Origin of the sequence: Scandinavium hiltneri, from assembly GCF_024764835.1 — a bacterium.
Classification (GTDB): domain Bacteria; phylum Pseudomonadota; class Gammaproteobacteria; order Enterobacterales; family Enterobacteriaceae; genus Scandinavium; species Scandinavium hiltneri.
On record NZ_JALIGE010000076.1, the window covers coordinates 775541 to 800118 of the forward strand.

At 58.3% G+C, this 24578-nt stretch carries 23 protein-coding genes; 13 read left to right on the forward strand and 10 right to left on the reverse strand.

Translation table 11 applies throughout. From position 1 onward, the window contains the following. Positions 1-49: 49 nt before the first annotated feature. Complete coding sequence (gene fepB / locus MUU47_RS21195; RefSeq protein WP_258990116.1) at positions 50-1009, forward strand: Fe2+-enterobactin ABC transporter substrate-binding protein; 960 nt, start codon at positions 50-52, stop codon at positions 1007-1009. A gap of 92 nt (positions 1010-1101) precedes the next feature. Here fepB and entS read toward each other — a convergent pair whose 3' ends face one another. Beyond that, complete coding sequence (entS, locus tag MUU47_RS21200; protein WP_258990117.1) at positions 1102-2337, reverse strand: enterobactin transporter EntS; 1236 nt, start codon at positions 2335-2337, stop codon at positions 1102-1104. Positions 2338-2448: 111 nt separating this feature from the next. Here entS and fepD point away from each other — a divergent pair, with 111 nt between their 5' ends. The 4 genes from fepD (at position 2449) to MUU47_RS21220 (ending at position 6132) form a co-directional block, all read left to right on the forward strand. Beyond that, the gene (fepD, locus tag MUU47_RS21205) at positions 2449-3459 is read left to right on the forward strand and encodes a Fe(3+)-siderophore ABC transporter permease (protein WP_258990118.1); all 1011 of its coding nucleotides are present in this window, start codon (positions 2449-2451) and stop codon (positions 3457-3459) included. Beyond that, complete coding sequence (fepG, locus tag MUU47_RS21210; RefSeq protein ID WP_258990119.1) at positions 3456-4448, forward strand: iron-enterobactin ABC transporter permease; 993 nt, start codon at positions 3456-3458, stop codon at positions 4446-4448. The genes fepD and fepG overlap by 4 nt, the downstream gene beginning before the upstream one ends. Continuing rightward, the gene (fepC, locus tag MUU47_RS21215; protein WP_159774359.1) at positions 4445-5239 is read left to right on the forward strand and encodes an iron-enterobactin ABC transporter ATP-binding protein; all 795 of its coding nucleotides are present in this window, start codon (positions 4445-4447) and stop codon (positions 5237-5239) included. The genes fepG and fepC overlap by 4 nt, the downstream gene beginning before the upstream one ends. 251 nt (positions 5240-5490) lie before the next feature. Then, complete coding sequence (locus tag MUU47_RS21220) at positions 5491-6132, forward strand: winged helix-turn-helix transcriptional regulator (protein WP_258990120.1); 642 nt, start codon at positions 5491-5493, stop codon at positions 6130-6132. Positions 6133-6217: 85 nt separating this feature from the next. Here MUU47_RS21220 and entF read toward each other — a convergent pair whose 3' ends face one another. Genes entF through fes form a run of 3 tightly spaced genes read right to left on the reverse strand, consistent with a single transcriptional unit; the run spans position 6218 to position 11524 of the window. Continuing rightward, positions 6218-10084, reverse strand: coding sequence for an enterobactin non-ribosomal peptide synthetase EntF (gene entF / locus MUU47_RS21225; RefSeq protein ID WP_258990121.1), 3867 nt, complete (start codon positions 10082-10084; stop codon positions 6218-6220). Then, the gene (locus MUU47_RS21230; protein ID WP_258990122.1) at positions 10077-10292 is read right to left on the reverse strand and encodes an MbtH family protein; all 216 of its coding nucleotides are present in this window, start codon (positions 10290-10292) and stop codon (positions 10077-10079) included. Before MUU47_RS21230 ends, entF begins: the two co-directional genes overlap by 8 nt. Positions 10293-10318: 26 nt before the next feature. Next, positions 10319-11524 carry an enterochelin esterase gene (gene fes / locus MUU47_RS21235; RefSeq protein ID WP_258990124.1) on the reverse strand — a complete coding sequence of 402 codons (1206 nt, stop codon included), beginning with the start codon at positions 11522-11524 and terminating at the stop codon, positions 10319-10321. A 166-nt stretch (positions 11525-11690) separates the two neighbouring features. Here fes and MUU47_RS21240 point away from each other — a divergent pair, with 166 nt between their 5' ends. Together MUU47_RS21240 and entD are read left to right on the forward strand one after the other, a co-directional pair. Next, positions 11691-13916 (forward strand): TonB-dependent siderophore receptor, encoded by a 2226-nt coding sequence (locus MUU47_RS21240; RefSeq protein WP_258990126.1) that lies wholly within the window; start codon positions 11691-11693, stop codon positions 13914-13916. A gap of 38 nt (positions 13917-13954) precedes the next feature. Further along, on the forward strand, positions 13955-14617 hold the full coding sequence (gene entD / locus MUU47_RS21245; RefSeq protein ID WP_258990128.1) for an enterobactin synthase subunit EntD: 663 nt from the start codon (positions 13955-13957) through the stop codon (positions 14615-14617). On the opposite strand, the gene MUU47_RS21250 is transcribed toward entD, so the two are convergent. Then, a complete protein-coding gene (locus MUU47_RS21250) occupies positions 14588-15289 on the reverse strand; it encodes a GNAT family N-acetyltransferase (RefSeq protein ID WP_258990130.1) in 702 nt (233 codons plus the stop codon). The genes entD and MUU47_RS21250 overlap by 30 nt on opposite strands. Before the next feature lie 276 nt (positions 15290-15565). Here MUU47_RS21250 and MUU47_RS21255 point away from each other — a divergent pair, with 276 nt between their 5' ends. The 3 genes from MUU47_RS21255 (at position 15566) to MUU47_RS21265 (ending at position 18694) form a co-directional block, all read left to right on the forward strand. Further along, complete coding sequence (locus MUU47_RS21255) at positions 15566-17128, forward strand: AbgT family transporter (RefSeq protein WP_258990132.1); 1563 nt, start codon at positions 15566-15568, stop codon at positions 17126-17128. Positions 17129-17250: 122 nt separating this feature from the next. After that, positions 17251-18366 carry a YbdK family carboxylate-amine ligase gene (locus MUU47_RS21260; RefSeq protein ID WP_258990134.1) on the forward strand — a complete coding sequence of 372 codons (1116 nt, stop codon included), beginning with the start codon at positions 17251-17253 and terminating at the stop codon, positions 18364-18366. A gap of 79 nt (positions 18367-18445) precedes the next feature. Further along, positions 18446-18694, forward strand: a complete 249-nt coding sequence (locus MUU47_RS21265; protein ID WP_110511124.1) for a DUF1158 domain-containing protein — start codon at positions 18446-18448, stop codon at positions 18692-18694. On the opposite strand, the gene MUU47_RS21270 is transcribed toward MUU47_RS21265, so the two are convergent. The 3 genes from MUU47_RS21270 to MUU47_RS21280 all read right to left on the reverse strand — a co-directional run bounded on the left by MUU47_RS21270 (position 18680) and on the right by MUU47_RS21280 (position 21848). Then, on the reverse strand, positions 18680-20245 hold the full coding sequence (locus MUU47_RS21270) for an alpha/beta hydrolase (RefSeq protein ID WP_258990136.1): 1566 nt from the start codon (positions 20243-20245) through the stop codon (positions 18680-18682). The genes MUU47_RS21265 and MUU47_RS21270 overlap by 15 nt on opposite strands. A 128-nt stretch (positions 20246-20373) precedes the next feature. Continuing rightward, positions 20374-20715 (reverse strand): RamA family antibiotic efflux transcriptional regulator, encoded by a 342-nt coding sequence (locus MUU47_RS21275; protein ID WP_258990137.1) that lies wholly within the window; start codon positions 20713-20715, stop codon positions 20374-20376. A 32-nt stretch (positions 20716-20747) separates the two neighbouring features. Beyond that, positions 20748-21848: an MBL fold metallo-hydrolase gene (locus MUU47_RS21280; RefSeq protein WP_258990138.1), complete on the reverse strand. Its 1101-nt coding sequence runs from the start codon at positions 21846-21848 to the stop codon at positions 20748-20750. Between the two features lie 193 nt (positions 21849-22041). Here MUU47_RS21280 and MUU47_RS21285 point away from each other — a divergent pair, with 193 nt between their 5' ends. The 3 genes from MUU47_RS21285 (at position 22042) to nfsB (ending at position 23762) form a co-directional block, all read left to right on the forward strand. Further along, positions 22042-22623, forward strand: a complete 582-nt coding sequence (locus MUU47_RS21285) for a TetR/AcrR family transcriptional regulator (RefSeq protein ID WP_258990140.1) — start codon at positions 22042-22044, stop codon at positions 22621-22623. Beyond that, complete coding sequence (locus MUU47_RS21290; RefSeq protein WP_258990141.1) at positions 22620-22988, forward strand: MmcQ/YjbR family DNA-binding protein; 369 nt, start codon at positions 22620-22622, stop codon at positions 22986-22988. Before MUU47_RS21285 ends, MUU47_RS21290 begins: the two co-directional genes overlap by 4 nt. 120 nt (positions 22989-23108) lie before the next feature. Continuing rightward, positions 23109-23762 carry an oxygen-insensitive NAD(P)H nitroreductase gene (gene nfsB, locus MUU47_RS21295; RefSeq protein WP_258990142.1) on the forward strand — a complete coding sequence of 218 codons (654 nt, stop codon included), beginning with the start codon at positions 23109-23111 and terminating at the stop codon, positions 23760-23762. A 37-nt stretch (positions 23763-23799) separates the two neighbouring features. Here nfsB and MUU47_RS21300 read toward each other — a convergent pair whose 3' ends face one another. Together MUU47_RS21300 and MUU47_RS21305 are read right to left on the reverse strand one after the other, a co-directional pair. After that, entirely contained in the window at positions 23800-24087 is a 288-nt protein-coding gene (locus tag MUU47_RS21300) for a helix-turn-helix domain-containing protein (protein ID WP_159754693.1), read from the reverse strand. Then, positions 24068-24397, reverse strand: coding sequence for a type II toxin-antitoxin system RelE/ParE family toxin (locus tag MUU47_RS21305; protein WP_258990143.1), 330 nt, complete (start codon positions 24395-24397; stop codon positions 24068-24070). The genes MUU47_RS21300 and MUU47_RS21305 overlap by 20 nt, the downstream gene beginning before the upstream one ends. Between the last annotated feature and the right edge of the window lie 181 nt (positions 24398-24578).

Genomic DNA, 24578 nt, shown 5'->3' on the forward strand with positions numbered 1-24578 from the left:
GAAGTGAAAATGAGATTCATTAACATCAATCAAACAGGACTTTGACGTCGTGAAATTCCCCGTTTTCTTCCGTAACACCCTGCTGTTTTCCGGGCTTTGCCTTTTAGGATTAACCTCAGCCTTCGCGGCCGACTGGCCGCGCCAGGTCACCGACAGCCGCGGCACGCATACGCTGGAGCACAAACCGCTGCGCATTGTTTCCACCAGCGTGACCCTCACCGGCTCGCTGCTGGCGATTGACGCGCCGGTAGTAGCCAGCGGGGCAACCACCCCGAACAACCGCGTGGCCGACGAGCAGGGTTTTCTGCGTCAATGGGGCGACGTGGCGAAACAGCGCAAGCTCGCCCGGCTGTATATCGGTGAGCCAAACGCCGAAGCGGTTGCTGCACAAATGCCGGATTTAATTCTGATCAGCGCCACCGGTGGGGATTCTGCGCTGGCGCTGTACGATCAGCTGTCGACCATCGCCCCAACGCTTATCATCAACTACGACGACCAGAGCTGGCAGGGTTTGCTGACTCAGTTGGGGGCCATCACCGGGCAGGAAAAACAGGCCAGCCAACGCATTGCACAATTTGATAAGCAGCTGGCGACGCTCAAACAGCAGATGAAACTGCCGCCGCAGCCGGTCAGCGCACTGGTGTACACCGCCGCCGCGCACAGCGCCAACCTGTGGACGCCGGAATCCGCGCAGGGCAAATTGCTGGAACAGTTAGGCTTTACCCTCGCGCCGCTGCCCGCCGGGTTGCACACCAGCCAGAGTCAGGGCAAACGTCATGACATCATTCAGCTTGGTGGGGAAAATCTGGCGGAAGGCCTGAACGGTCAGTCGCTGTTTGTGTTTGCCGGGGATCCGAAAGATACCGACGCCATCGAAGCGAATCCGCTGTTGTCGCACCTCTCCGCCGTGCAGAACAAGCGAGTGTATGCGCTCGGCACCGAAACGTTCCGCCTCGATTACTACAGCGCGATGCGAGTATTGCAGCGCCTGGAAACCTTGTTTGGCTGATCGCATTGCCCGGTGGCGCTTCGCTTACCGGGCCGACAGAATGTGCCGTGTAGGCCCGGTAAGCGCAGCGCCACCGGGCACCTTCCACCGGATTAAACCGTTGCCGTTTCCTGGCGGAAGCGACGCAACTCACCGAGCAACAGCACCAATATCACGCCGACAATCGCTAACGCCCATCCGCTGGCGGATGCCGCTGCTACCGGCGTGAGCATTGCGCCAAACCCGCCTAAAATCGCCGCACCAATGGCATCGCCGGTAACGTTCTGCGCCGTCCACAGGCCGTTAATTCGGCCGAGCATCGCTTCCGGGGTTTGCGTCTGAATCAGGGTGTATTGCAGCAGTGAACTGATGGCGCTCAACCAGCCAAACAGCGCCAGACACAGCGCGCCCAACGCCCACACTGGCATCAGGCTGAACATCCCAATCGCGACAAACGAGCCCACCGTGGTGAGCAACATGATTTGCCCCGGCTTTTCGCTCCGCGCCAGATTGCCGCTGGTTAAGGCGCCAAACGCCGCGCCGAGCGGGATCGCTGCATACAGCAAACCAATCTGTGCCGCCGACATCTGCCAGCTCATCGCCAACGCCGGATACAGCACGCGCACCGCACTGGCCATGGTCAGAAGCGCGCCGAGCAGCGCGATGCCGCCAATCAGCGGGCTGTTAAACAGGAAACGCAGCCCGGCCATCAGGGATTTCAGCGGATGCTCTCGCGGCGACGGCGGCGGTGGCAACTGCGGCAGGCGCAGCAATGTCAGGGTGGTGATAAAGGTCCCAAGCGCGGCCAGCAGGTAGTTCCAGGAGAAACCGCCACTCGCCAGCAGCAGCCCGCCGACCATCGGCGAAATCACCGAGCCCAAACGCACGGTGAGCATCGTGATCGCCCCCGCCTGCATCAGGTTCTCGCGCCCGACCAGCGCAGGCGTCGCCGCCAACAGCGCGGTCACGCCAATCGACGCAAACAGGCCATCCCAAATGCCGAGCAGATAAATCGCCAGCAGCGACGGTTCAGGCAACAGCGCATTGAGCCACAGACCAAGAAAACCAATGCCGCAGGTGCCGCGCGCCAGCAGAATCAGCTTTTTGCGTTCGTAGCGATCAGCCAGCACGCCGCCGAGCATCAGGCCGATAAACATCGCCGCGCCGGTGAGCGTCACCGCCAGACCGACGTGCCAGGTGGAATGGGTCAACGCCTGAATTTGTACCGGCACGGCAACGCCGAGCAGGCCAAGAGAAAGAATGGAGATAAAACGGGCGATAAAGACGGCGCGAAACGCCGGATGAGTCTTGAGCAGGCTGAGATTCAACAGCCAGGATTGTCTTTGCATGACGGGGCCTTCAACGAACTTTCGGTACCATTTCCGGGGCCGCACATGCTAACATAGGCGAATAAGATCGAGAACGATAATTACTATCATTATCACATCATGGACGTTGCTATGTCGTTTTCTCCCGCCGCGCTGCGCACCGTCGCCGTGCCCGGATTACTCATCCTGCTTATTGTCGCCGCCGCGCTCAGCCTGCTGATTGGCGCAAAACCGCTGCCGCTGAATGTGATTTTCGACGCCCTGTCCGGCAGCTGCCAAAGCGCCGACTGCACCATTGTTCTCGATGCCCGATTACCGCGCACCCTCGCCGGTCTGTTAGCGGGCAGCGCACTCGGCCTCGCGGGCGCGCTGATGCAAACCCTTACCCGTAATCCCCTGGCCGACCCCGGCATTCTTGGCGTTAACGCCGGAGCCAGCTTTGCGATTGTGCTGGGTGCCGCACTGTTTGGTTTCACGCTGCCGCAGGAGCAGCTGCTACTCGCCTTTTGCGGCGCGCTGATTGCCTCACTACTGGTGGCGTTTACCGGCAGCCAGGGCGGCGGCCAGCTTAGCCCGGTGCGTCTGACGCTGGCGGGCGTTGCGCTAGGCGCGGTGCTGGAAGGCCTGTCGAACGGCATCGCGCTGCTCAATCCCGATGTCTACGATCAGCTGCGTTTCTGGCAGGCCGGGTCGCTGGATATTCGCTCCCTCGAAACGTTGAAAGTGGTACTGCTGCCAGTGGCTATCGCCGCCGCCGTGGCGCTCGGTTTAAGCCGTTCGCTGAATAGCCTGAGCCTCGGGACGGACACCGCCACCGCGCTCGGCAATAAAGTGGCGCGCACCCAAATTCTTGGCCTGCTGGTGATAACCGTCCTGAGCGGCAGCGCCACCGCGCTGGTGGGGCCGATTGCCTTTATCGGGTTGATGGTGCCGCATATTTCGCGCTGGCTGGTCGGGGGCGATCATCGCTGGTCGCTGCCGGTCACGCTGCTCACGACGCCTGCCCTGCTGTTGTTTGCCGATATTATTGGCCGCCTGCTGGTGCCGGGTGAACTGCGCGTATCGGTGGTGAGCGCCTTTATCGGCGCGCCGATGCTTATCTGGCTGGTACGCCGCCAGCCGTCGCGCGGAGGTGTCGCATGATGGCCCCTTCCCGCCGTCTGGTTGTGAGCGTTGGGTTGCTGATTGTGGCGAGCCTGGCTATCAGCCTCTGGAGCCTGCGCAGCGGCGTGGTCACGCTGGATGTCAGTCAGGTTATCGCCGCCCTGTTCGGCGACGCGCCGCGCAACGTGACGATGGTCGTCACCGAATGGCGTTTGCCACGGGTGCTGATGGCGCTACTGGTCGGCGCTGCGCTGGGCGTCAGCGGTGCAATTTTCCAGTCGCTGATGCGCAATCCGCTTGGCAGCCCGGACGTGATGGGCTTCAATACCGGGGCATGGAGCGGCGTGCTCGTGGCGATGGTGCTGTTTGGTCAGCATCAGACGGCGATTGTTTTCGCCGCGATGGCGGGCGGGATTGTCACGTCTTTACTGGTCTGGCTGCTGGCGTGGCGCAACGGAATTGATACCTTCCGGCTGATCATTATCGGCATTGGCATCCGCGCGATGCTGATGGCGTTCAACACCTGGCTGCTGCTGAAGGCGTCGCTTGAAACCGCGCAGTCCGCCGGATTGTGGTTCGCAGGCTCGCTCAACGGCCTGACGTGGGCAAAAATCACCCCAGCGGCCCCCATTCTGCTGGTGATGCTGGTGTTTGCCGCGTTGCTGGTGCGGCGGATGCGGCTGCTGGAAATGGGCGACGACAGCGCCTGCGCACTGGGCGTGCGGGTCGAACGGTCGCGCTTATTGATGATGCTGGTGGCGGTGGTTCTGACTGCGGCTGCCACCGCGCTGGCGGGGCCGATTTCCTTTATTGCGCTGGTGGCCCCGCACATTGCGCGGCGCATCAGCGGCACCGCGCGCTGGGGTTTGACCCAATCGGCGTTGTGCGGCGCGCTGCTGCTAACGCTTGCTGATTTCGGCGCCCAGCGGCTGTTTATGCCTTACCAGCTACCGGTGGGCGTGGTGACCGTCAGCCTCGGCGGCCTGTATCTCATCGCCTTGCTTATTCAGGAGTCTCGTAAAAAATGACCGCTTCCACCGCCCGCCTGCGCGGCGAAGAACTGACGCTGAGCTACGGCAAAAAAGTGATCGCCGAGGGGCTTAACGTTGCCATTCCCGACGGTCATTTCACCGCGATCATTGGCCCCAACGGCTGCGGAAAATCGACGTTGTTGCGCACCCTAAGCCGCCTGATGACGCCGCAGCACGGCCAGGTCTTTCTCGACGGCGAACAGATTCAGCGTTTCGCGAGCAAAGAAGTGGCGCGGCGCATCGGTCTGTTGGCGCAAAACGCCACGACGCCGGGAGACATCACGGTGCAGGAACTGGTGGCGCGCGGGCGTTATCCCCACCAGCCGCTGTTCACCCGCTGGCGCAAGGAAGATGATGACGCGGTGAACCGTGCGATGCAGGCCACCGGCATGGTGGAACTGGCGAATCAAAGCGTGGATACGCTGTCGGGCGGCCAGCGTCAGCGGGCATGGATTGCGATGGTGCTGGCGCAGGAAACGGCAATTATGCTGCTCGACGAGCCGACGACCTGGCTGGACATCAGTCACCAAATTGATCTGCTGGAACTGCTGAGCGAGCTTAACCGTGAGCGCGGATATACGCTGGCGGCGGTACTGCATGATCTCAATCAGGCGTGTCGCTATGCCACGCATTTGATTGCCCTGCGCGACGGGCAGATTGTCGCCGAAGGTGCGCCGAAAGAGATCGTGACGGCGGAGCTGATCGAGCGGATTTACGGTTTGCGCAGTCTGATTATTGAAGACCCGGTGGCAGGTACGCCACTGGTGGTGCCGCTGGGGAAACGGTAGTCTATTAACAGAACCCCTCACCCCGGACTTGCCCAAAGAGGATCCTGCCATTCAGCAAAAGTTCGATTTATTCACCAAAGCCGCGCAGCAGCATGAAAATGCTGGCACAGCTCAAAACCGGAGGCTACATCACCACCACCGACAAAAGGCTGCAGTTGGCTATCCATAACATTCCGCTGAAGTCTTAATGTACGCAATAGCACGCTGTTGCTAGATTTAAAGCATGAGCGGGTCACTATAAACGTACAGTTATGAAAGAGTCTTTCCTGCAAGGCATGACAACAACCGTTCAATCTCAGGCCACGCGTGACCTCATCGATGTACTCACGCCGTATGTCACGTTTGAGGATGTTCCGGCCAATACGCAACTGCATTTTTCCGTGGAGGGCGTGAACCTGTGTTACATCCTGTTATCTGGCCTCGTCAAAGTGGGCAGAAGTACCGATGACTTTGTTATCTCGTCCATCACTACACCCAATATTTTGGGCATATCCAATAGAATCCCACATGAATCGGGCCTGTATATTGAAACGATCAGCGAGGCGAGGATAGCCACGTTACCCACCCTCCGGGCCCATGAAATTATTGCGCAAAATAATGCCTGGGAACTGCTGGCGGGCCACATGACAGTCATCGCCAGCAACCTCTATAAAAAGAGTGTGCTGATGACCGCCCCCACCACCTACGATGTGATGAAATTTCAGCTCATCGCGCTGATGCAGGAGCCCGCAGACCTGCGCGAATCCCACTCTGCGGCGAAATATATCCTTGAGCGCACACGCCTGTCGCGCAGCACGGTAATGAAAATGCTCTCTCAGCTTAAGTTAGGTGGCTATATCGAAATAGAAGACGGTGTGCTAAAGACGGTGCATCGTTTGCCGGATAAGTATTGAGCCCTTTCCCCTCACCCCGGCCCTCTCCCCAAGAGGGCGAGGGAGAAGGATAGCGGGCAATGCGACGATTGCCCGTGGTGTCACCTTACCCCAATATTTCCCTCAGCACCGGGCCGATGGCCTCAAACGCCTGCGGGGAAATGATGTCGACGTGAGCGCAGTTCTGACGATACACCTCAAGCTCTTTCACCCACGGACCCCAGGCGCGATGCGGATCCTGGCCCGGCGCCAGCGTTTTTTCCGCCACAAACAGCGTCGCTTTGCCGTCAAACGTCACGCTGTGCGCGGTGGTTAACAGGCGCACCGCATCGGCGTAGTTCCCTTCAATCGCAGTGAACAATTCGCCGGACGCCTGCCCCTGTTGTGCCGCCAGAAACGCTTCACGCTCGCGGTTAATTTCCGCCAGCACGGCCGGATCCAGACCGTTGGCTTCCTTTTCCGACCAGTTCTGCGTTTCCGGCGGCCAGGTATCCAGCAGCCCGAGGAACGCCACCGCTTCACCACGCTGACGCAAACGCGCCGCGATGCCCTGCGCCAGCGTGCCGCCGAGCGAGTAGCCGAACAGATAATACGGGCCGTGCGGCTGCTGTTGCAGTAGCGTCGACAGATGGTGCTCGCACAGCGCATCCAGATTTTCCGCGCTGGCCATTGGCCCTTCCGGACGCGGCGATTGAATGCCGGTTATCGACCAGCGCGGGCTCAGCCAGCGGGCCAGCACGCTGAACTGCCAGGCAAAACCGGACGCCGGATGGAAGCACCACAGCGTTGGCCCACGGCTTTCACGCAGCGGTAGAATCGCCTCGTAACCCAGCCGCTGAGCCTGCGCGTCGTTCACCGAATCCAGCAGATGACTGAGTTTACCCACGGTCGAGGCTACCATCACCTGTCCCGGCGTGACCTGACGCGCAAAGGTGCGGCTGAGCTGTGCCGCCAGACGCATCGCCAGCAGCGAATGGCCGCCGAGCGCGAAGAAATCAGCATCGACGTCGCCAATCTCACAGCCCAGCAGCGCGGCAAACGCTTCGGCCACCGCATGCTCGGTGGCACTTTCCAGCGCACGCCCCGGCGCTTTTTGCGTCAGTTCCGGCAATGGCAAGGCTTTGCGGTCCAGCTTGCCGTTAGCGCTCAGCGGTAGCGAGGAAAGCGGAACAATCGTGACCGGCACCATGTGCGGCGGCAGCGTGTCGCGCAGGCTTTCCAGCAGCACGTCGCACGCCAGCGGCAGCCCGGAATCGGATACCACATAGCCCACCAGTTGACGCGCATCGCCGCCCACCGCCACGGCCTGATTCAGCACGCAGGCATGTGCCACAGCCTGCGCTACGCCGGGCAAACTCAGCATCATGCGCTCGATTTCACCGAGCTCTATACGCTGCCCGCGAATTTTGAGCTGATCGTCGCTGCGGCCCAAATATTCCACCGCGCCGTTATCGAGCCAGCGCGCTACGTCGCCGGTGCGATACATGCGCTCACCCGGCGCAAACGGGGAGGCGATAAAGCGGCTGGCGGTCAGGTCCGGACGGCCCATGTAGCCCTGCGCCAGCTGAATGCCTGTGAGGTATAAATCCCCCGCCACGCCGAACGGAACCGGGCGCATCTGCGCGTCGAGAATGCGCAAACCGGTATTCCACACTGGGAAACCAATCGGCACGCTATTGCCGCTAACCGCCGCCAGTTCAGGGCCAAATGCCGGATACCAGCTGACATCCACCGCCACTTCCGTCGGGCCGTATAAATTGTGCAGCGGCGCGTGAGTGAGCTGTTCCCATTCGCGGCACAGCGCGGTCGGCAGCGCTTCGCCACTACAGAAGACCTGTTTCAACGTGCGGCACAACGCCACGTTTTCGTCGGTTAATGAGGCCACGAATGCCGCCAGCATTGACGGGACAAAGTGGGTAGTGGTCACGCCGAACACAGCGAAAAACTGTTGCAGCGCTAGCGGGTCGCGATGCGCGTCCGGCTCGGCCATGACCAGTTTCGCGCCGGTGATAAACGGCCACCAAAATTCCCACACCGAGACGTCAAAACTGCACGGCGTTTTCTGCGCCACCACGTCGGCCGCGGTCAGCGGATAGTTTTCCTGCATCCACAGCAGGCGGTTGACGATCGCCGTCTGCCCGACCATCACGCCTTTCGGGCGGCCGGTCGACCCGGAGGTGAAGATGATATAGGCAGTGTGATCGGGCTGCGACAGCGCCAGCGGCGTGTCGTCTCCCACGTCCAGCGGCGCGCTGTAGCACAGCGTGTCGATCCCGGAAAAACGGCTGAGCTGATCGTCAGACGTAATCAGCAAAGGCGGCTTCGCATCTTCGAGCATCATATGCAGACGATCGTCCGGATAGCCGGTGTCGAGCGGCAGCCAGGCCGCGCCCGCTTCCACGATCCCGTGCAGCGCCAGGGTCAAAAAGACCGAACGGGGCAGCGCCACCGCCACGCTGTCGCCAGGTTTCACGCCGCGCTCACGCAGCAGATTCGCCAGGGCAACCACCTGCTGGCGCATTTCGCGATAGCTGAACTGCAAACGGGCATCTGCCAGCGCGGGCGCGTCAGGTGTTTTCGCCGCCTGGGCCGCCACCAGCGCGCTGAGCGTGGTTTCCGGCAGCATCATGCCGGTTTCATTAATCTGTTCGAGGCGCTGATATTCGGTGTCTGACACTAAATCCACGTCGCCGCAGCGAAGCTCAGGATTGGCGGCAAACTGCGTGAGCATCGCACTTAACCGCGCTATATGCTGGCGTAACGTCTGCTCGTCGTAGCGCTGCTGGTTAGCCAGCACTTCAATGGTCAGGCCGCCCGCTTCGTCCGGGAACAGCGCCAGCTCTAAGTCATTCACCGGTCCGGTGGCGAGGGTGTGCGTGGTGGCGCGAACGCCGTCAATTTCGAGCTGGTAATCGAATACTTTGACGTTAAATACCGGGCCAAACAGCGGTTCGTCACCCGCCGCCTTTCCGGCATCACGCACGATTTGTTCGGCATCATAGCGCTGATGGCGACGCATTTTTTTCAGCTGCGCGCCCAGACGATTAGCCAGCTCCGACAGGGTTTCTTCCGGTTTGAGGGTGACCGCCAGCGGCAGCACGTTCAGCACCGGTCCAGTGGCGGTGAGCGCCGCCGAACCTAAACGGCGCATAAAAATGTAGCCAGCCGCGTAGTCGTTCCGACCACACAGGCGACCCAGCCACAATGCCACCAGCGCGAGGGCTAAATCGGTGCGCGGGCTGGTGGTGGCCGCAGATAAACGGCTAAACGCCTGTTTGTCGGCGCTGAGTGTTAAGCGCCAGATGGCGGTGGTCGAGGCGCGGCCCGGCAGCGGTGCGGCTGACAGTGAGGCCGGAGACGGTAGCTGCTGGCGCTGTTCGGCCCAGAACGCACCGTCGCGGCTCCAGGCGTCGCTGTCGCGATAGCGCTGATATTCATCGACCACGTCCGCAAAGGGCGTAAACGGTGATTCCGGCGGCGTTTCGCCTTTCAGCAACGCGCGATAAATGTGTACTACCTGGCGAGTAATAGCCGGGAAACTGAAGCCATCCACCAGTAAATGGTGATATCGCTGATACCAGTACCAGCGGTTGTCGGCCACACGTAACAGCTGGTGACACACCAGCGGGTGGCCGCTGTCGACCCGGGTGTTTTGCGCTAAATCAGCCTGCATGTGTGCGAGTGCGGCGGCGTGCGCGTCGATTTCATGACGTAAATCCCGCACCGCTGAAACACCCGGCGTGAGCGCGTCATCAACCCATTGCCACGGTTCGCCGTTTTCTTCGGTGAAGCGCATACGCAGGGTGTCGGCCTGCGCCAGCCCCAACGTTATGGCCTGCTGTAACAGCGAGGCGTCAATTGCGCCGTCGAGCTCGACATAGTGGGCGACGCTCCAGGCGCTTGGCAGCGTGGAGAGCTGTTCCGCCATCCAGATCCCCGGCTGAGCCGCAACCAGCGGTAAACGCTCAGTCATGGTGGCCTCCGGCAAAATGGGCAGGATCCAGCGTGGTCCAGCGCGCCGCCAGCCAGGCGTTGCAGACCTCGGCGCTTTGCGGTTCGCAGACGATTTCCCAGCCCGCCGGAAGGGCGCACTGCTGCGGCCAAAGGCTGTACTGCTGGCGGGAATTTTGCAGGATATAAAACTGCCCTTGCGCATCATCGAAAGGGTTACTGATTTGCATACCAAACTCCTGTCGTAAAGCGCGCTTTATGCATCGACCAGCGGCTGCCAGAGCGCAATCAGCCCCGCAGTAAGCCCGCCACGCCAACACAGCGCATCGTGTCCGCCGTCAACCTGACGCCAGAAAACCGGCTGCTGTTGTAGTTGTTGTAAGAGGGCCTGATTGGCCTCAAAGATAACCGGCTCGCGACGTCCGGCTTCAAGCCAGATCCGCAGGCCGTGCGGTGAAAATTCACCGCGAGAAAGTTTTTCGAGTATGACGCCGCCGTGGCGATCGCCACGTTTCGGCCACCAGTAGGAGCCGGACTGGCTCAGCACACAGCCAAAACGCTGCGGCCAGCTGAACCCGGCGAACATCGCTGCCAGCCCGCCGAAGCTTTGCCCGGCGACCAGCGTGCGTTCCGGCAGCTCGCTGAACGGCGCGATGCGCTGAATCTGCGGCAGCAGCTCGGCCTGTAACGCCTGCCAGAAATCAGTGTTGCACGGTAATTCCGCGCTACGATGGGCGGTGTCGATGGCATCCACCAGCACGTACACCGCCGCCGGAAGCTGCCCTTCACGGGTCAGTCGGGCGAGCGGCGACCACACCGGCATACTTTCAGCCCAGAATTGACCATCAAGCAAAATCGCCAGCGGCCGCGCATGCTGCGACGGGTTTCCGGTAGTGTAAATCCACACCCGGCGGACGTTCCCGAGACGCTGGCTGCGCCATTGAATACACAACGGTGGCGTGTACGGTTCCTCGGGGCTGCCCCATCCTGGCTGTTCGGGGGCGTCGGGCAGTGACAGCGCAGACACCGCGTGCCCGCGTCCGCCGCGCCAGCTGTGCTTATTACGCGGATCGGCCATCGCCTGCGGCAGCAGTTTTCGCCAGCCGTCGCGCAGCAAAATGCGATCCGGTGCGTTGCCGTTAAACAGCGCTGCATCGAAATCATCGTCGCGTTCGGAAGGAATGAAACAGTAGCTGCCGCGCCAGCTGGCAGGCAGCCGCGTGTGCCACTGCCAGACGTCGGTGCCCGGCAGACGGGACAGCGTCTGCGGCACTGAATTCTGGTGGTGATCGGTCACGCCGGTGATGTAAAGCCACACCCGCTTGAGAGTCGAATGCCGCTCGCTACCCGCCGGATCGCGCCAGTAAAACGTGACGTGGCAACACTCCCCTTCCCGCCGCCATTGTGGCCCGTCAATGCGCTCCCACCAGGCTGCACTCCCTGTCGTTACCGTCTCCGCCACGTTAACCCCGCGCTGTATGTGGAATTTTTTGTTACACCCTAAAAATTATTGATAATATTATTGATAACTATTTGCATTTGCAATAGCGTATTGGCGCGCGTTTAGAACATTTACAGCCTCCGAAGTATGCCGGGGCTTTACACTTACAGCAGGACGTTGGCTCACAATGAATAACAAACTCAAATCCCTGGCCTTACTGGTCAATCTGGGTATTTACGGGGTGGCATTACCCGTATTCGCAGAAGAGACCGCAAAGGCAGAAACTGCAGACGCTGAAGAAACCATGGTTGTTACCGCGGCGCAGCAGAACCTGCAGGCACCGGGCGTTTCAACCATTACCGCCGATGAAATCCGTAAACGCCCACCCGCTCGTGACGTTTCCGAAATCATCCGAACCATGCCTGGCGTTAACCTGACCGGTAACTCCACCAGCGGCCAGCGCGGCAACAACCGCCAGATTGATATTCGCGGCATGGGCCCGGAAAACACCCTGATCCTGATTGACGGTAAACCGGTCACCAGCCGGAACTCGATTCGTTTAGGCTGGCGCGGCGAGCGTGATACCCGTGGCGACACCAGCTGGGTTCCGCCAGAGATGATTGAGCGTATCGACGTTATTCGTGGCCCGGCTGCGGCGCGCTACGGCAACGGCGCGGCAGGCGGCGTGGTGAACATCATCACCAAAAAAGTGAACAATGAGTGGCACGGCAGCTGGGACACGTTCATGAATCTGCCGGAGCATAAAGATGAAGGCTCCACCAAACGCACTAACTTCAGCCTGACCGGCCCGATGGGCGGCGATTTCAGCTTCCGTCTGAACGGCAACCTGGATAAAACCCAGGCCGACGCCTGGGACATTAACGAAGGCCATCAGTCTGAGCGTACCGGAATTTACCAGAACACCCTGCCCGCCGGGCGTGAAGGGGTGGAAAACAAAGACATCAATGGCGTGCTGCGTTGGGACTTTGCGCCGATGCAGTCGCTGGAACTGCAGGCTGGCTATAGCCGTCAGAACAACCTGTACGCGGGCGATACGCAGAACACCAACACCAATAATTTCGTCAAAGAGAACTACGGTAAAGAGACCAATCGTCTGTACCGTCAAAACTACTCTCTGACCTGGAACGGCGGCTGGGATAATGGCATCACCACCAGCACCTGGGCGCAGTACGAACACACCCGCAACTCGCGCAAAGGCGAAGGCCTGGCGGGCGGCACAGAAGGTATCTTTAACTCCGATAAGTTCGTCGATATCGATTTGGACGATGTGCTGTTGCACAGTGAAATCAACCTGCCTGTCGACTTCGTGTTCAACCAGACGCTGACCCTGGGCACCGAATGGAACCAGCAGCGGATGAAGGATATGGCGTCGAATACCCAGACCTTTATGGGCGGCACCCTTCCGGGCTACAGCAGCACCAATCGCAGCCCGTATTCCCAGGCCGAAATCTTCTCGCTGTTCGCGGAAGACAATATTGAAGTGACCGACACCACAATGCTGACCCCGGCGCTGCGTTTCGATCACCACAGCATTGTCGGCGATAACTGGAGCCCGTCCCTGAACCTGTCGCAGGGGCTTTTGGATGATTTCACCCTGAAAATGGGGATCGCCCGCGCCTATAAAGCGCCGAGCCTGTACCAGACCAACCCGAATTATATTCTCTACAGTAAAGGCCAGGGCTGCTACGCCAGCGCCAGCGGCTGCTACCTGCAAGGGAATGAAGACCTGAAAGCGGAAACCAGCATCAACAAAGAAATTGGTCTGGAATTCAAGCGTGACGGCTGGCTGGCGGGTGCCACCTGGTTCCGGAACGACTATCGCGACAAGATTGAAGCGGGCTATGCGCCGGTGTACACCAACGGTTCCGGGACCGATCTCTACAAGTGGGAGAACGTCCCGAAAGCCGTGGTTGAAGGCCTGGAAGGCACGTTGAACGTCCCGGTGAGCGAGACCGTTAACTGGACCAACAACATCACCTACATGCTGCAAAGTAAGAACAAAGAGACCGGCGATCGTCTGTCTATCATCCCGGAATACACCCTCAACTCGACCCTGAGCTGGCAGGTGTATCAGGACTTCTCCGTGCAGTCGACCTTCACCTGGTATGGCAAGCAGCAGCCGAAGAAGTACAACTACAAAGGCCAACCGGCGACCGGTACCGAGCTGAACGAAGTTAGCCCGTACAGCATTCTTGGCCTGAGCGGCACCTGGGATGCGACCAAATACGTAAGCTTCACCGCGGGTATCGATAACCTGTTCGACAAACGCCACTGGCGCGCGGGCAACGCCCAGACCACCGGCGGCGCGACGGGCTATATGTACGGCGCGGGTGCAGAGACCTATAACGAATCTGGTCGCACTTACTACATGAGCGTGAATACGCACTTCTGATAACGAGGCCGCCCTCTCCTGCGGGAGAGGGCATCACGATGAAAACAGAACTCAGCACCTTTTCCCTCGGCGGTTATACGCTTCACCGGATTGATTTCGACCCCGCGACCTTCACCGACGCCGATTTACTGTGGCTGCCCCATCACGCTCAGCTTTTGCCTGCTGGCAAAAAACGCAAAGCGGAGCATCTCGCAGGCAGACTTGCCGCATTTTATGCCTTACAGCAACATGGCCTTCGATACATCCCGGCTATCGGCGATAACCGACAACCGCTGTGGCCTAACGGCTGGCACGGTAGCATCAGCCATAGCGGTACGACCGCGCTGGCGGTGGTGTCACGGGAACCGGTTGGGGTGGATCTGGAAACGGTATGTCGCACGGAGGTTTGTGAAGAGATTGCTGACAGTATTATTTCGCCCGAAGAACATACGTTGCTGAAAAATTCAGGGCTTCCTTTCCCGTTAGCGCTGACGCTGGCGTTTAGCGCCAAAGAGAGCGTGTATAAGGCGTTAAGTTTCGCGACCAACAACCTGCCCAGTTTTACGGCCGCCCACCTTGTGGCAATTAACCGACAACACATCACGCTGCAGCTGACCGCCGCCTTTTCCCCCGCGCTGGCGGGGCGAATTTGTCGGGTGGCATGGCTGCAAATCAATAATCAGCTCGTGACCCTACTGGCGAAAACTCTCCAGTCGGCGTAGCTGCTGGCCTTTATCATCAAAATTGCTTTCCCCCAGCCAGGCCTGAAGCGCGGTATCAATCGCGGGCCATTCGCCGTCGATAATTGATAGCCAGTCGCTGTCGCGGTTACGGCCTTTGCGCACCATTTTTTGACGGAAACGGCCTTCAAAGGTGAAGCCGAGGCGCTCCGCAGCCTGTCGCGACGCGGTGTTCAGGGAATCGCATTTCCATTCCACACGACGATAACCGCAGGCGAAGGCTTCGCGCAGCAGTAGCCAGACCACTTCGGTGCTGATGACGCTGCGCTTCATGCGCAGTGACCAGCTGACATGCCCGATTTCTACCGTGCCGTTGGCGCGATCGATTGCCATCAGGCACACCACGCCTGCTGCGCGTTCGCTGCGTAAATCAATGACCGCGAATGGCACTATCGCGGCGTCATCTACTTTGCCCTGTAGCCAGGCATTTGCCGCCTCAACGGAATCAGGCCGCCCGCTGCCGAGCCACGTCCAGTCGCGGTCATCCGCCGCCAGAGCGAAAGCATCGAACAGATCCGCAGCATGATGCGCGGCATTCAGCGGTTCCAGCCGACAGGTTCGGCCCGTTAACAGTTTACGTTCCAGCAATCCCGCGCCCTGCCAGTCCGGAAGTGGGTCACCCACTAATTGCCCGTATTTGTTGATTTCCGCCACGTCGCCTCCTGATGATTATTCATCACGGTTATATCACACGGCCCAACGGCTTCGCTGCAGACCCGCCAGCTCCGCTCGCCGTTAGTTTCGCCAAACAATACATTTTCCGACGTTATCACCAACAGATGCCGAATAATTCGGAATCATATTCTACAAATGAGATCAAAATCGGCTTTAGTGGCGTAAAAAAGAGTGTTTCACTCCGACATTACCTCTATTATCGCTTCGACACATTCAGCAAAGAAATGAAACATCCCGTCGGTCGAGAGAGGATCTATGAATACACTGACAAGGACAAAAAAGGACGGTCAGGAAAGCCGCCTGATGAGCGGGTTTCTCAACGCGATTGAGAAAGCGGGCAACCGCCTGCCGGAACCGGCGCTTATCTTTTTCTACTTTTTACTCGCGGTGATGGGCCTGTCAGCGGTGTTATCGATGGTCGAATTCGATATCGTTAACCCGGTGACGCAGCAAAGCGTACAGATCAACAACCTGCTGTCAGCCGAAGCGCTGACCAGCACGCTCGCCAATATGGTCACCACCTTCACCGGCTTTGCGCCGCTGGGCATTGTGCTGGTTGCGATGCTAGGGGTTGGCGTGGCGGAAAGCTCTGGCTTTATCAACGTGGCGCTGAAAAAGATGCTGCGCGTGACGCCGAAAAAACTGCTGACGCCGATGCTCATTTTCGTGGCGATGTTCAGCCACGTAGCGGCTGATGCGGGCTACGTGCTGGTTATCCCACTCGGTGCCATTATTTTTATGTCCGCAGGCCGTCACCCGCTGGTGGGTATTGCCGCTGCGTTCTCCGGGGTGTCCGGCGGATTCGCCGCCAATATGGTCCCGACCGGCAACGATGCGCTGTTGCAGGGCTTTACCCAGGCCGCAGCACAACTGCTCGACAGCACTTACACCGTTAATACGCTGTGTAACCTGTTCTTCGGCATCGCCTCGTCGATTGTGATAACGCTGGTTGGCTGGTGGGTCACCGAACGCATCGTCGAACCGCGGGTAAGCAAAATGACCCTCGATGGCGATTTTAAGCACGACGAAGATATGTCTCACGTCTCCGCCCAGGAAAGCCGGGCGTTTAACATTGCAGGCGTGGTGATGATCCTTAGCCTGGTGGCGCTGGCCGCCGCCGCGTGGCCGCAAAGCTCGATGCTGCGCAGCCCGGATGGCTCACTGACCGCCTACAGCGCGCCTATCATGAAGTCCATCGTGCCGCTGATTTTCCTGATCTTCATCATTCCCGGCATCGTCTTCGGCTTTGCGTCACGCCGCTTTAAAACCGGGAAAGATGTCATTAATTCCATGAATGATTCGATGAGCAAAATGGGCTCATACATGGTGATGGCCTTCTTCTGCGCCATGTTCATCAAAGCCTTTAGCGATTCGAACATCGGCACACTGGTGGCTCTGGCGGGCGCGGATGGTCTGAAAGCGATGGCGCTGCCGGGCGAAGCAACCATTATCGGCATGATTGTGCTGACGGCGGTAGTCAACCTGCTGATTGGCTCCGCGTCGGCAAAATGGGGTCTGCTGTCGCCCATTATGGTGCCGATGCTGATGGCGGTGGGAATTTCCCCAGAGCTGACACAGGCGGCGTTCCGTATTGGGGATTCCAGCACCAATATCATTACCCCGCTGATGGTGTTCTTCCCGCTGGTGGTGGTGTATTGCCAGCGCTATGTGAAAGGTGCGGGCGTCGGGACGCTGGTGTCGATGATGATGCCGTATTCTATCGCCTTCTTCGTGACCTGGAGTCTGTTCCTGCTGGCGTGGTGGGGTCTGGGTATGCCGCTTGGCGTGGCCGCGCCGTACACCTGGTCTGCGGGCTAACGCACTCCTCCCCTGCCCGGCGGCGTCCTGCTGCCGGGCAGGTTTTTTGTCATTCCGAATGAGCGTCTCGCTGAACTGATTTTTTGTCGCCTATACTGACAAAAAAACTGCCGGACGTTGCCATGTCACTCCCTGACTTTCATATTTCCGATCCCTACACCCTCGGCATTGAGCTTGAGATGCAGATTGTTAACCCGCCGGGTTTCGACCTGAGCCAGGACTCTTCGGCGCTGATTGATGAGACTGGCGAGACGGTTTCGGCAGGCGAGGTCAAACACGACATCACCGAGAGCATGCTGGAGATTGCCACCGGCGTGTGCCACGACATCCACCAGGCCAGCAGCCAGTTTTCCGCACTTCGCCAGACGGTGCTGACAGCCGCGTCGAATCAGCATCTGCACATTTGCGGCGGCGGGACCCATCCGTTCCAGAAATGGCAGCGCCAGGAGGTGTGCGATAACGAGCGCTACCTGCGCACGCTGGAGCAGTTCGGCTATCTCATTCAGCAGGCGACGGTGTTTGGCCAGCATGTTCACGTCGGCTGCCCCAACGGCGATGACGCCATTTATCTGCTGCACGGCCTGTCGCGTTTTGTGCCGCACCTGATTGCGCTCAGCGCCGCATCGCCCTATTTACAGGGCGCAGACAGCAAATTCGCCTCGTCGCGCCTCAACGTTTTTTCGGCTTTTCCGGACATGGGCCCGATGCCGTGGGTCGCCAACTGGCAGGAGTTTAAGGGATTATTTCGCCGCCTGAGCTATACCAGTCTCATCGACAGCATCAAAGATTTGCACTGGGATATTCGCCCCAGTCCACATTTTGGCACGGTTGAAGTGCGGGTGATGGACACGCCACTGACCCTGGCGCACGCGGTAAACATCGCCGGGCTGATTCAGGCTATTTCCAGCTGGCTGCTGGAAACGCGGCCGTTCAAACACACGCCGCAGGATTACCTGCTGTATAAATTTAACCGCTTCCAGGCCTGCCGCTATGGGCTTGCGGGTGTGCTAACCGACGTGCATTCGGGGGAACAGTCGACGATTTCCGATGACCTTCAACGCCTGCTGGAGAAAGTCGCCCCGTGGGCCGATACCCTACAGGCCAGCAGCGCGATTGACAACCTTGCGCGGAGGGTCCAGCAAGGCTACAGCGAGGCAGACCGGATGCGTGAATTTATCGCCGACGGCGGCTCGTTGATAGCGCTGGTGGAAAAGCACTGTGAAATCTGGGCGGCGTAAGTCAGAAGCGGACCGGGAGGGTTGCCGTCAGCGGGCGTTTCCCGGACAATGCCCTTTTTAACTGCTGATTAACACCACCATGAAGCATCCGCTTGAATCTCTGGTCACCGCTGGCGGCATTTTGCTGATGGCCTTTTTGTCCTGTTTGCTGCTGCCGGCCCCTTCCCTGGGGCTGACAGTGGCGCAAAAATTAGTGTCCGTTTTCCATCTGATGGACCTCAGCCAGCTGTACACCATCCTGTTCTGCATCTGGTTTTTGGTGCTCGGCGCGCTGGAGTTTTTCCTGCTACGCTTCGTCTGGCGTCGCTGGTTCTCACTTGCGGACTAGCCCGGTAAAATCGCGCAACCCTTCCACCAGCGCTTCGCACCACGCGGCATAATCATGGCCGCTGGACGATGGGTGGAAGCTGACGCGATACCCTTTGTCACGCAGCACCCGCTCAAACTCCCGCGTGTTCGGGTAATTTCCGCCGCCGGGACCGCGGGTTTCAAACGTGCCAGCCTGAAGCCAGAAGCGAATTGAGTAGCGCGGCGCCTGCTGATATTGGCGCGTCAGCCAGTCAGTGGCTTCGCCTTTCGGTGCCCACCAGTAGGAACCGGACAGACTCAGCACGTTACCAAACAGGTTCGGATATCGCAGCGCCACCCACGCCGAGGCCAGACCACCGTAGCTCGACCCCGCCAGCACCGTTTTATCCCGATGCAGACTCAAGCCTTTACGATGCAGCCACGGCAACAGTTCGTGTGCCATAAAATCGGCAAAACGCGGATTCGGCGGCAGCTCTGCCCCGCGTCGGGCATTATCCAGCGTATCGATAAACACCACGTTGACCGGCGGCAGTACGTGGCGCGCAATCAGGTCGTCGAGCACGTTGGCAAAATGGTAATCGTCCTGATACTGCTTACCGTCAAACAGCAAAAGCGTCCAGCGCGCGGGCTGCGATACGCGCGGCCGATAAATGTTGATTTCGCGCGTGTTGCCGAGAAAGTCGCTGTCAATCTGATGGCGCGTCAACTGCCCGTACTGAATCGGCTTTTTCATGCGTTGTAAGGTGCAATAACGCGTCGGATCCAGTGCAAGCAGCGAATAACGGTTCCAGCGATCGCTGGCAGGATTGAGGCTGTCAGGATTGAATGGATCGGCCTGCGCACTGACCAGGATCGCCCGCTGCTGTTCGTGCGGGTTACCCTCGATTTTCGGCACGTCCGGAGCCAGCTGATATTGCATCAGCGTATCAGTGGGGACGACATAGCTGCGAAACCAGACGTCAGAATTGCCGAGCCGGAAAAGCGGATCGTGCTCGCCCGCAGGCGATCCGAGCAGAAACACATTCTTATGCGCCCCGCGCCACAGGAACGTCACCCGTTTATGCTGCGAATCGACCGGCTCCACCAGCGGCGTGCCCTCAAGCTGGCGCGCCTGCCAGAAGGTTTCGGTCGTTGCACCGCTTTTAAGCTGTTTCGCCAGGGTTTGCAGGAGCGGGCTGGCGGGGTCCGGTTTGTCGGCGCTGGAAATCGCCGAGGTTTCTTTCATGCGCCACTGGAAATGCCAGCGGTCGCCTTCATTACCCTGCAGCACGAGCGTGGTGGTTTGGTTTGGAGGGAGTGAGAAAAGCAGCGTTTGCGTGCCGTCCGCCGGGCCGCCTTCAATCAACGCACGGATTCGGCGGTTGTCGCGGTCGAGTAAACGGGCATCCGTTACGCCGGAAAGCGTCGCCTGCACATAGTTTTCGCCCAGCTCCGGCAGTTCAAAACAGACCTCCCCGCTGGCATCAAATTTTCCTTTTTGCTCCCCCTGAACGGAAGGAGACTCGCAGGCCACCGCCGCGGCGGGCATCGTGCTCAGCCCAATCAACAGACCACTCCATGCCATCTTCATTACGTGCTTATTCCTGTAGAAACGGGAAAACAACGTTAATGCAAATGGGAATGGTTTTCAATATCACATAAAGGAAGGGTAATATCCTGCCCGGAAAGCGCATCGTCTCCGGGCCAAAAAACAGCGCACTAATGCGCGCGACTTTGGTTCTCTTTACGCCACGCACCCGGCGGCTGCTTGAAGGTGCGCGTAAACACGCGGGTAAACGTCTGCTGTGAGTCAAAACCGTACTTCAGGCAAATGTCGTAGACCTTCAGATCGGTATCACGTAATTCCTGTGCCGCTAACCGCAGTTTGCGCTCGCGAATATAGCGGCCAAGACTTTCCCCTTTTTGCTGCAAAAACAGGCGCTGCAAATGCCATTTCGAATATCCCGCATGGCGGGCGATATCGTCAATGCGCAGCGGCTGATGCAGGTTGTCGTCAATCCACTCGACGATGGTGTCAATAACCTGAGCGGAAATCGTCATACCTTCCTCCCCTTCTCTGAACTGTAAGGTGGTTATTCCCACCAGGCATGGAACTGCTGGTCACGATTGGCAACCCACACCGGCTCACCCTGAACCGGCGTTAGCAGGCGATAATCTTTCCCTTCGCTGGCGATGCTCAACTGTTTGTACGGGTCATCCCAGGTATGTTTAGCCAGAACAAATCGCCCTGCATGGCCCGGTAATACCGCGCGAGCGTTCAGGTCAACCGCCGCCTGCGCGGTTTCTTCTGGTAGCATGTGAATGTATTTCCAGTCCTGGTCGTACTGGCCGTTTTCCATAATGGCTACGTCAACGTGACCAAACTGCTCGCCGATGGCCTTGAAATGCGGGCCATAGCCGCTGTCACCGCTGTAATAAATATTCTGATCTGGCGTCACAAACATGAAACTGCCCCATAGCGTCTGATTGCGCTTCAGGCCACGGCCGGAGAAATGGCGCGCGGGAAGCACATGCACGGTCAGTTCATCGCTGATGTCGACCTGTTGCTGCCAGTCCGCTTCGGTAATGATTGCGCTATCCATACCCCAATAACGCAGGTGCGATCCGACGCCCAGCGGGGTGACGACGCGTTTAATCTTCGGCATCAGCGCCTTGATGGTGGCGTAATCCAGATGATCGTAATGGTCGTGAGAGATGATAAGCAGATCGATGTCCGGCATCGCGGCGGCGGTCCACGGGTACTCCCCTTCAAACGCTTTATTGAGGAATGAGAACGGCGCGGCGTAGCTGCTAAACACCGGGTCAATCAGGATGCGCTTCCCGGCGAGCTGCAAATACCAGGACGAATGGCCGAGCCAAATCATCACATCCTGCTGCACGGGCAGGCTCGCGAGGGAGGTTTTGACCATCGGCAACGGCTGCTCCGGTCGCGCGTTCGGACGTTTAGTGGTCAGAAATTCCCAAATTGCACGCAGCATACTTTTCTGCCCGGACCAGCTGGGAGTCGGCTGCTGGTTATGAAACTGACCGTCGTGATAGTGCGCGGAGCTTTCCACAGCATTCAACTGTGCGCCCTGCGGCGCCTTGCCGAAACCGGCATTCAACACGAACGGTAAACTCGCTGCACTGGCAATTAACATAATGACAACCACACTTAAAAGAGGACGCTGCATATCCTGGCCCGAAGACTCGCTCCATCCGGTTGGAGACGATTAGGAGAAAACTTGATTATGAGTGAGTAAGCACTCATTATATAAAGGTCGCGAAAGTCGTCAAGCCGATTTTCAATTTTTGACATTCAACATTGAAGTGCTGCCAGGGGCATGTTTCAATCGGTGTTTTTTCTAGCCTGAGAGGTAAAGTGTAGTGGCTCGTCCTAAGAGTGAAGACAAAAAACACGCGTTACTGGAAGCCGCAACGGCTGCCATTGCTCAGCAAGGTATCGCGGCCTCAACGGCCATGATCGCCCGCAATGCGGGGGTTGCCGAGGGAACGCTGTTTCGTTATTTCGCCACCAAAGACGACCTGCTCAACACCCTTTACCTGCACCTGAAAAGCTCGCTGTGTGAGACGATGCTGATGGGTATTACCGATGCCGTCACGCCGAAAGATTTCACCCGCTGCATCTGGAACAGCTACATTTCCTGGGGCGTGCGTAATCCTGTGGGTCATAAAGCGATTCGCCGTATGGCCGTCAGCGAAAAAATCACCGCAGAAACCAGGCAGCAGGTTACCGACATGTTCCCGGAACTGCACAAACTGTGTCAGCGTTCGGTGCGCAATATCTTCCTCACCACCGCCTTTCAGGCCTTTGGTGATGCGCTGTTTTTATCGCTCGCCGAAACCACCATCGAATTTGCCAGTCATGAACCTGAGCGCGCGAACGATTTAACCGCCCTCGGATTTGAAGCCATGTGGTTGGCGCTGGCTGAAGAAACCACCGCATGAATGGCGACGCGTTAGTCAAACACGCGCACCAGTTTGCGCTGGAACTGCCCTTCACCGAACAAACCTGGCCGTTTGGCCCGGAATACGATGTGTATCGCGTTGGCGGTAAAATCTTCATGATTGCCATGACCCTGCGCGGCAAACCGCTTATCAATCTGAAAGCCGACCCGCAGAAAGCCCTGCTGCATCAGGAAATTTATAAAAGTATTGCGCCGGGTTATCACATGAACAAAAAGCACTGGATAACCGTTTACGGTGGCGACGACATCAGCCCCGAGCTGGTGGAAGACTTAATCACCGACTCCTGGCACAATGTGGTTGATAAACTGCCGAAGCGAGACCAGAAACGCCTGCGCCCGCAGTGATTTTCTGGCGAAAACGATAAGTGTTATCGCATTTTTGACACTTATCATTTGCCGACACTCCCTGTACTCTGCTCCCACTGAACGCGCTTAAGGCGCTGTAATCCTTGAAGGGGAGTCATCATGGACATTATTTCTGTTGCGTTAAAGCGCCATTCAACCAAAGCCTTTGACGCAAGCATGAAGCTGAGCGCTGAACAGGCCGAAAACCTGAAAACCCTGTTGCAGTACAGCCCTTCCAGCACCAACTCCCAGCCGTGGCACTTTATCGTGGCCAGCACCGAAGAAGGCAAAGCGCGCGTCGCGAAATCTGCCGCCGGTGGTTTCGTGTTCAACGAACGCAAAATGCTGGATGCATCCCACGTGGTAGTATTCTGCGCCAAAACGGCGATGGACGATGCATGGCTGGAAAAAGTGGTCGATCAGGAAGAAATTGATGGCCGTTTTGCGACCCCGGAAGCAAAAGCAGGCAACCAAAAAGGCCGCGTGTTCTTTGCTGATTTGCACCGCAAAGAGCTGAAAGATGATGCGCACTGGATGCAGAAACAGGTTTACCTGAACGTCGGGAACTTCCTGCTGGGCGTAGCTGCGATGGGTCTTGATGCCGTGCCAATTGAAGGCTTTGACGCGGCGGTGATGGACAAAGAGTTTGGCCTGACCGAGAAAGGCTTCACCAGCGTGGTGGTGGTGCCGGTTGGCCGTCACAGCGTGGAAGACTTCAACGCCGCGCTGCCGAAATCTCGCCTGCCGCAGAGCACAACGCTGACTGAGATTTAAGTCTTCAGCCCGGCCTGCGTGCGGCGACCGGGCGTTTTCAGTAAAGCTGAATCAGCGGTGATTCCACGCCGCAGGCCAACGCGTACCGCGTCAGGGTATCCAGACTGGCGCGTGTCACATTAGCTTCCATTCTCGATACTGTCGGCGCGCTAACGCCCATGCGCTGGGCGACCTGAGAACGGGTTAAGCCCGCGTGTGCCCGCCATTGCGCCAGCATTTCGCGCAATCTCTCTTGACGGAGTTCTGCATCGTACGCCACCTGCACGCCTGGCAGCGCCAGCATCTCTGCTCGCACATCATCCCAGTTAATGATTTTCTTGCTCATACTGCATCTCCTTTAACCGTTTTATCGCCAGCGAAAGTTCCGCTACAGGTGTTTTTTGCGTCTTTTTCACAAACACGCGCAACAGCCAGATAGTTCTGCCATGGCGATACACATAAATGCCACGAATGTGAAAAAAACCTACCGTACGGATCTCAAACAGGCCGTTGCCCAAAGGCTTAGTATCCGGCTCTCGCAGCGCCGTTGGATTCTGACGTAGCTTGTCCAGTTGTCGTATTATTTTGCCCTGTACACTGGCCGGCAACGCAATAAGTTCATCACGAACTGCACTGTGCATATCTAGTGTGAACATCCTGTTCGTTCTCCCGAAGAGATTAGCATATAAGGCAAATTGCATTAAAGGCTAAATGCAATCCATTGACCGAAACGTAGCGTATCGGACAAACGAAGTCACAACGGGTGAACAGAACGTGAAACACGCTCGAGAAAAACGTTTACACGGGGGTGCCTGGGGAAATTAATGTGTAAGTTGA

What these genes read in the sequence shown, in the direction of transcription:
- entS (WP_258990117.1), bottom strand. Translation starts at nt 2,337, where the DNA reads ATGCAAAGACAATCCTGGCTGTTGAATCTCAGCCTGCTCAAGACTCAT.
- fepD (WP_258990118.1), top strand. Translation starts at nt 2,449, where the DNA reads ATGTCGTTTTCTCCCGCCGCGCTGCGCACCGTCGCCGTGCCCGGATTA.
- fepG (WP_258990119.1), top strand. Translation starts at nt 3,456, where the DNA reads ATGATGGCCCCTTCCCGCCGTCTGGTTGTGAGCGTTGGGTTGCTGATT.
- fepC (WP_159774359.1), top strand. Translation starts at nt 4,445, where the DNA reads ATGACCGCTTCCACCGCCCGCCTGCGCGGCGAAGAACTGACGCTGAGC.
- MUU47_RS21220 (WP_258990120.1), top strand. Translation starts at nt 5,491, where the DNA reads ATGAAAGAGTCTTTCCTGCAAGGCATGACAACAACCGTTCAATCTCAG.
- entF (WP_258990121.1), bottom strand. Translation starts at nt 10,084, where the DNA reads ATGACTGAGCGTTTACCGCTGGTTGCGGCTCAGCCGGGGATCTGGATG.
- MUU47_RS21230 (WP_258990122.1), bottom strand. Translation starts at nt 10,292, where the DNA reads ATGCAAATCAGTAACCCTTTCGATGATGCGCAAGGGCAGTTTTATATC.
- MUU47_RS21240 (WP_258990126.1), top strand. Translation starts at nt 11,691, where the DNA reads ATGAATAACAAACTCAAATCCCTGGCCTTACTGGTCAATCTGGGTATT.
- entD (WP_258990128.1), top strand. Translation starts at nt 13,955, where the DNA reads ATGAAAACAGAACTCAGCACCTTTTCCCTCGGCGGTTATACGCTTCAC.
- MUU47_RS21255 (WP_258990132.1), top strand. Translation starts at nt 15,566, where the DNA reads ATGAATACACTGACAAGGACAAAAAAGGACGGTCAGGAAAGCCGCCTG.
- MUU47_RS21260 (WP_258990134.1), top strand. Translation starts at nt 17,251, where the DNA reads ATGTCACTCCCTGACTTTCATATTTCCGATCCCTACACCCTCGGCATT.
- MUU47_RS21265 (WP_110511124.1), top strand. Translation starts at nt 18,446, where the DNA reads ATGAAGCATCCGCTTGAATCTCTGGTCACCGCTGGCGGCATTTTGCTG.
- MUU47_RS21270 (WP_258990136.1), bottom strand. Translation starts at nt 20,245, where the DNA reads ATGAAGATGGCATGGAGTGGTCTGTTGATTGGGCTGAGCACGATGCCC.
- MUU47_RS21275 (WP_258990137.1), bottom strand. Translation starts at nt 20,715, where the DNA reads ATGACGATTTCCGCTCAGGTTATTGACACCATCGTCGAGTGGATTGAC.
- MUU47_RS21280 (WP_258990138.1), bottom strand. Translation starts at nt 21,848, where the DNA reads ATGCAGCGTCCTCTTTTAAGTGTGGTTGTCATTATGTTAATTGCCAGT.
- MUU47_RS21290 (WP_258990141.1), top strand. Translation starts at nt 22,620, where the DNA reads ATGAATGGCGACGCGTTAGTCAAACACGCGCACCAGTTTGCGCTGGAA.
- nfsB (WP_258990142.1), top strand. Translation starts at nt 23,109, where the DNA reads ATGGACATTATTTCTGTTGCGTTAAAGCGCCATTCAACCAAAGCCTTT.
- MUU47_RS21300 (WP_159754693.1), bottom strand. Translation starts at nt 24,087, where the DNA reads ATGAGCAAGAAAATCATTAACTGGGATGATGTGCGAGCAGAGATGCTG.
- MUU47_RS21305 (WP_258990143.1), bottom strand. Translation starts at nt 24,397, where the DNA reads ATGTTCACACTAGATATGCACAGTGCAGTTCGTGATGAACTTATTGCG.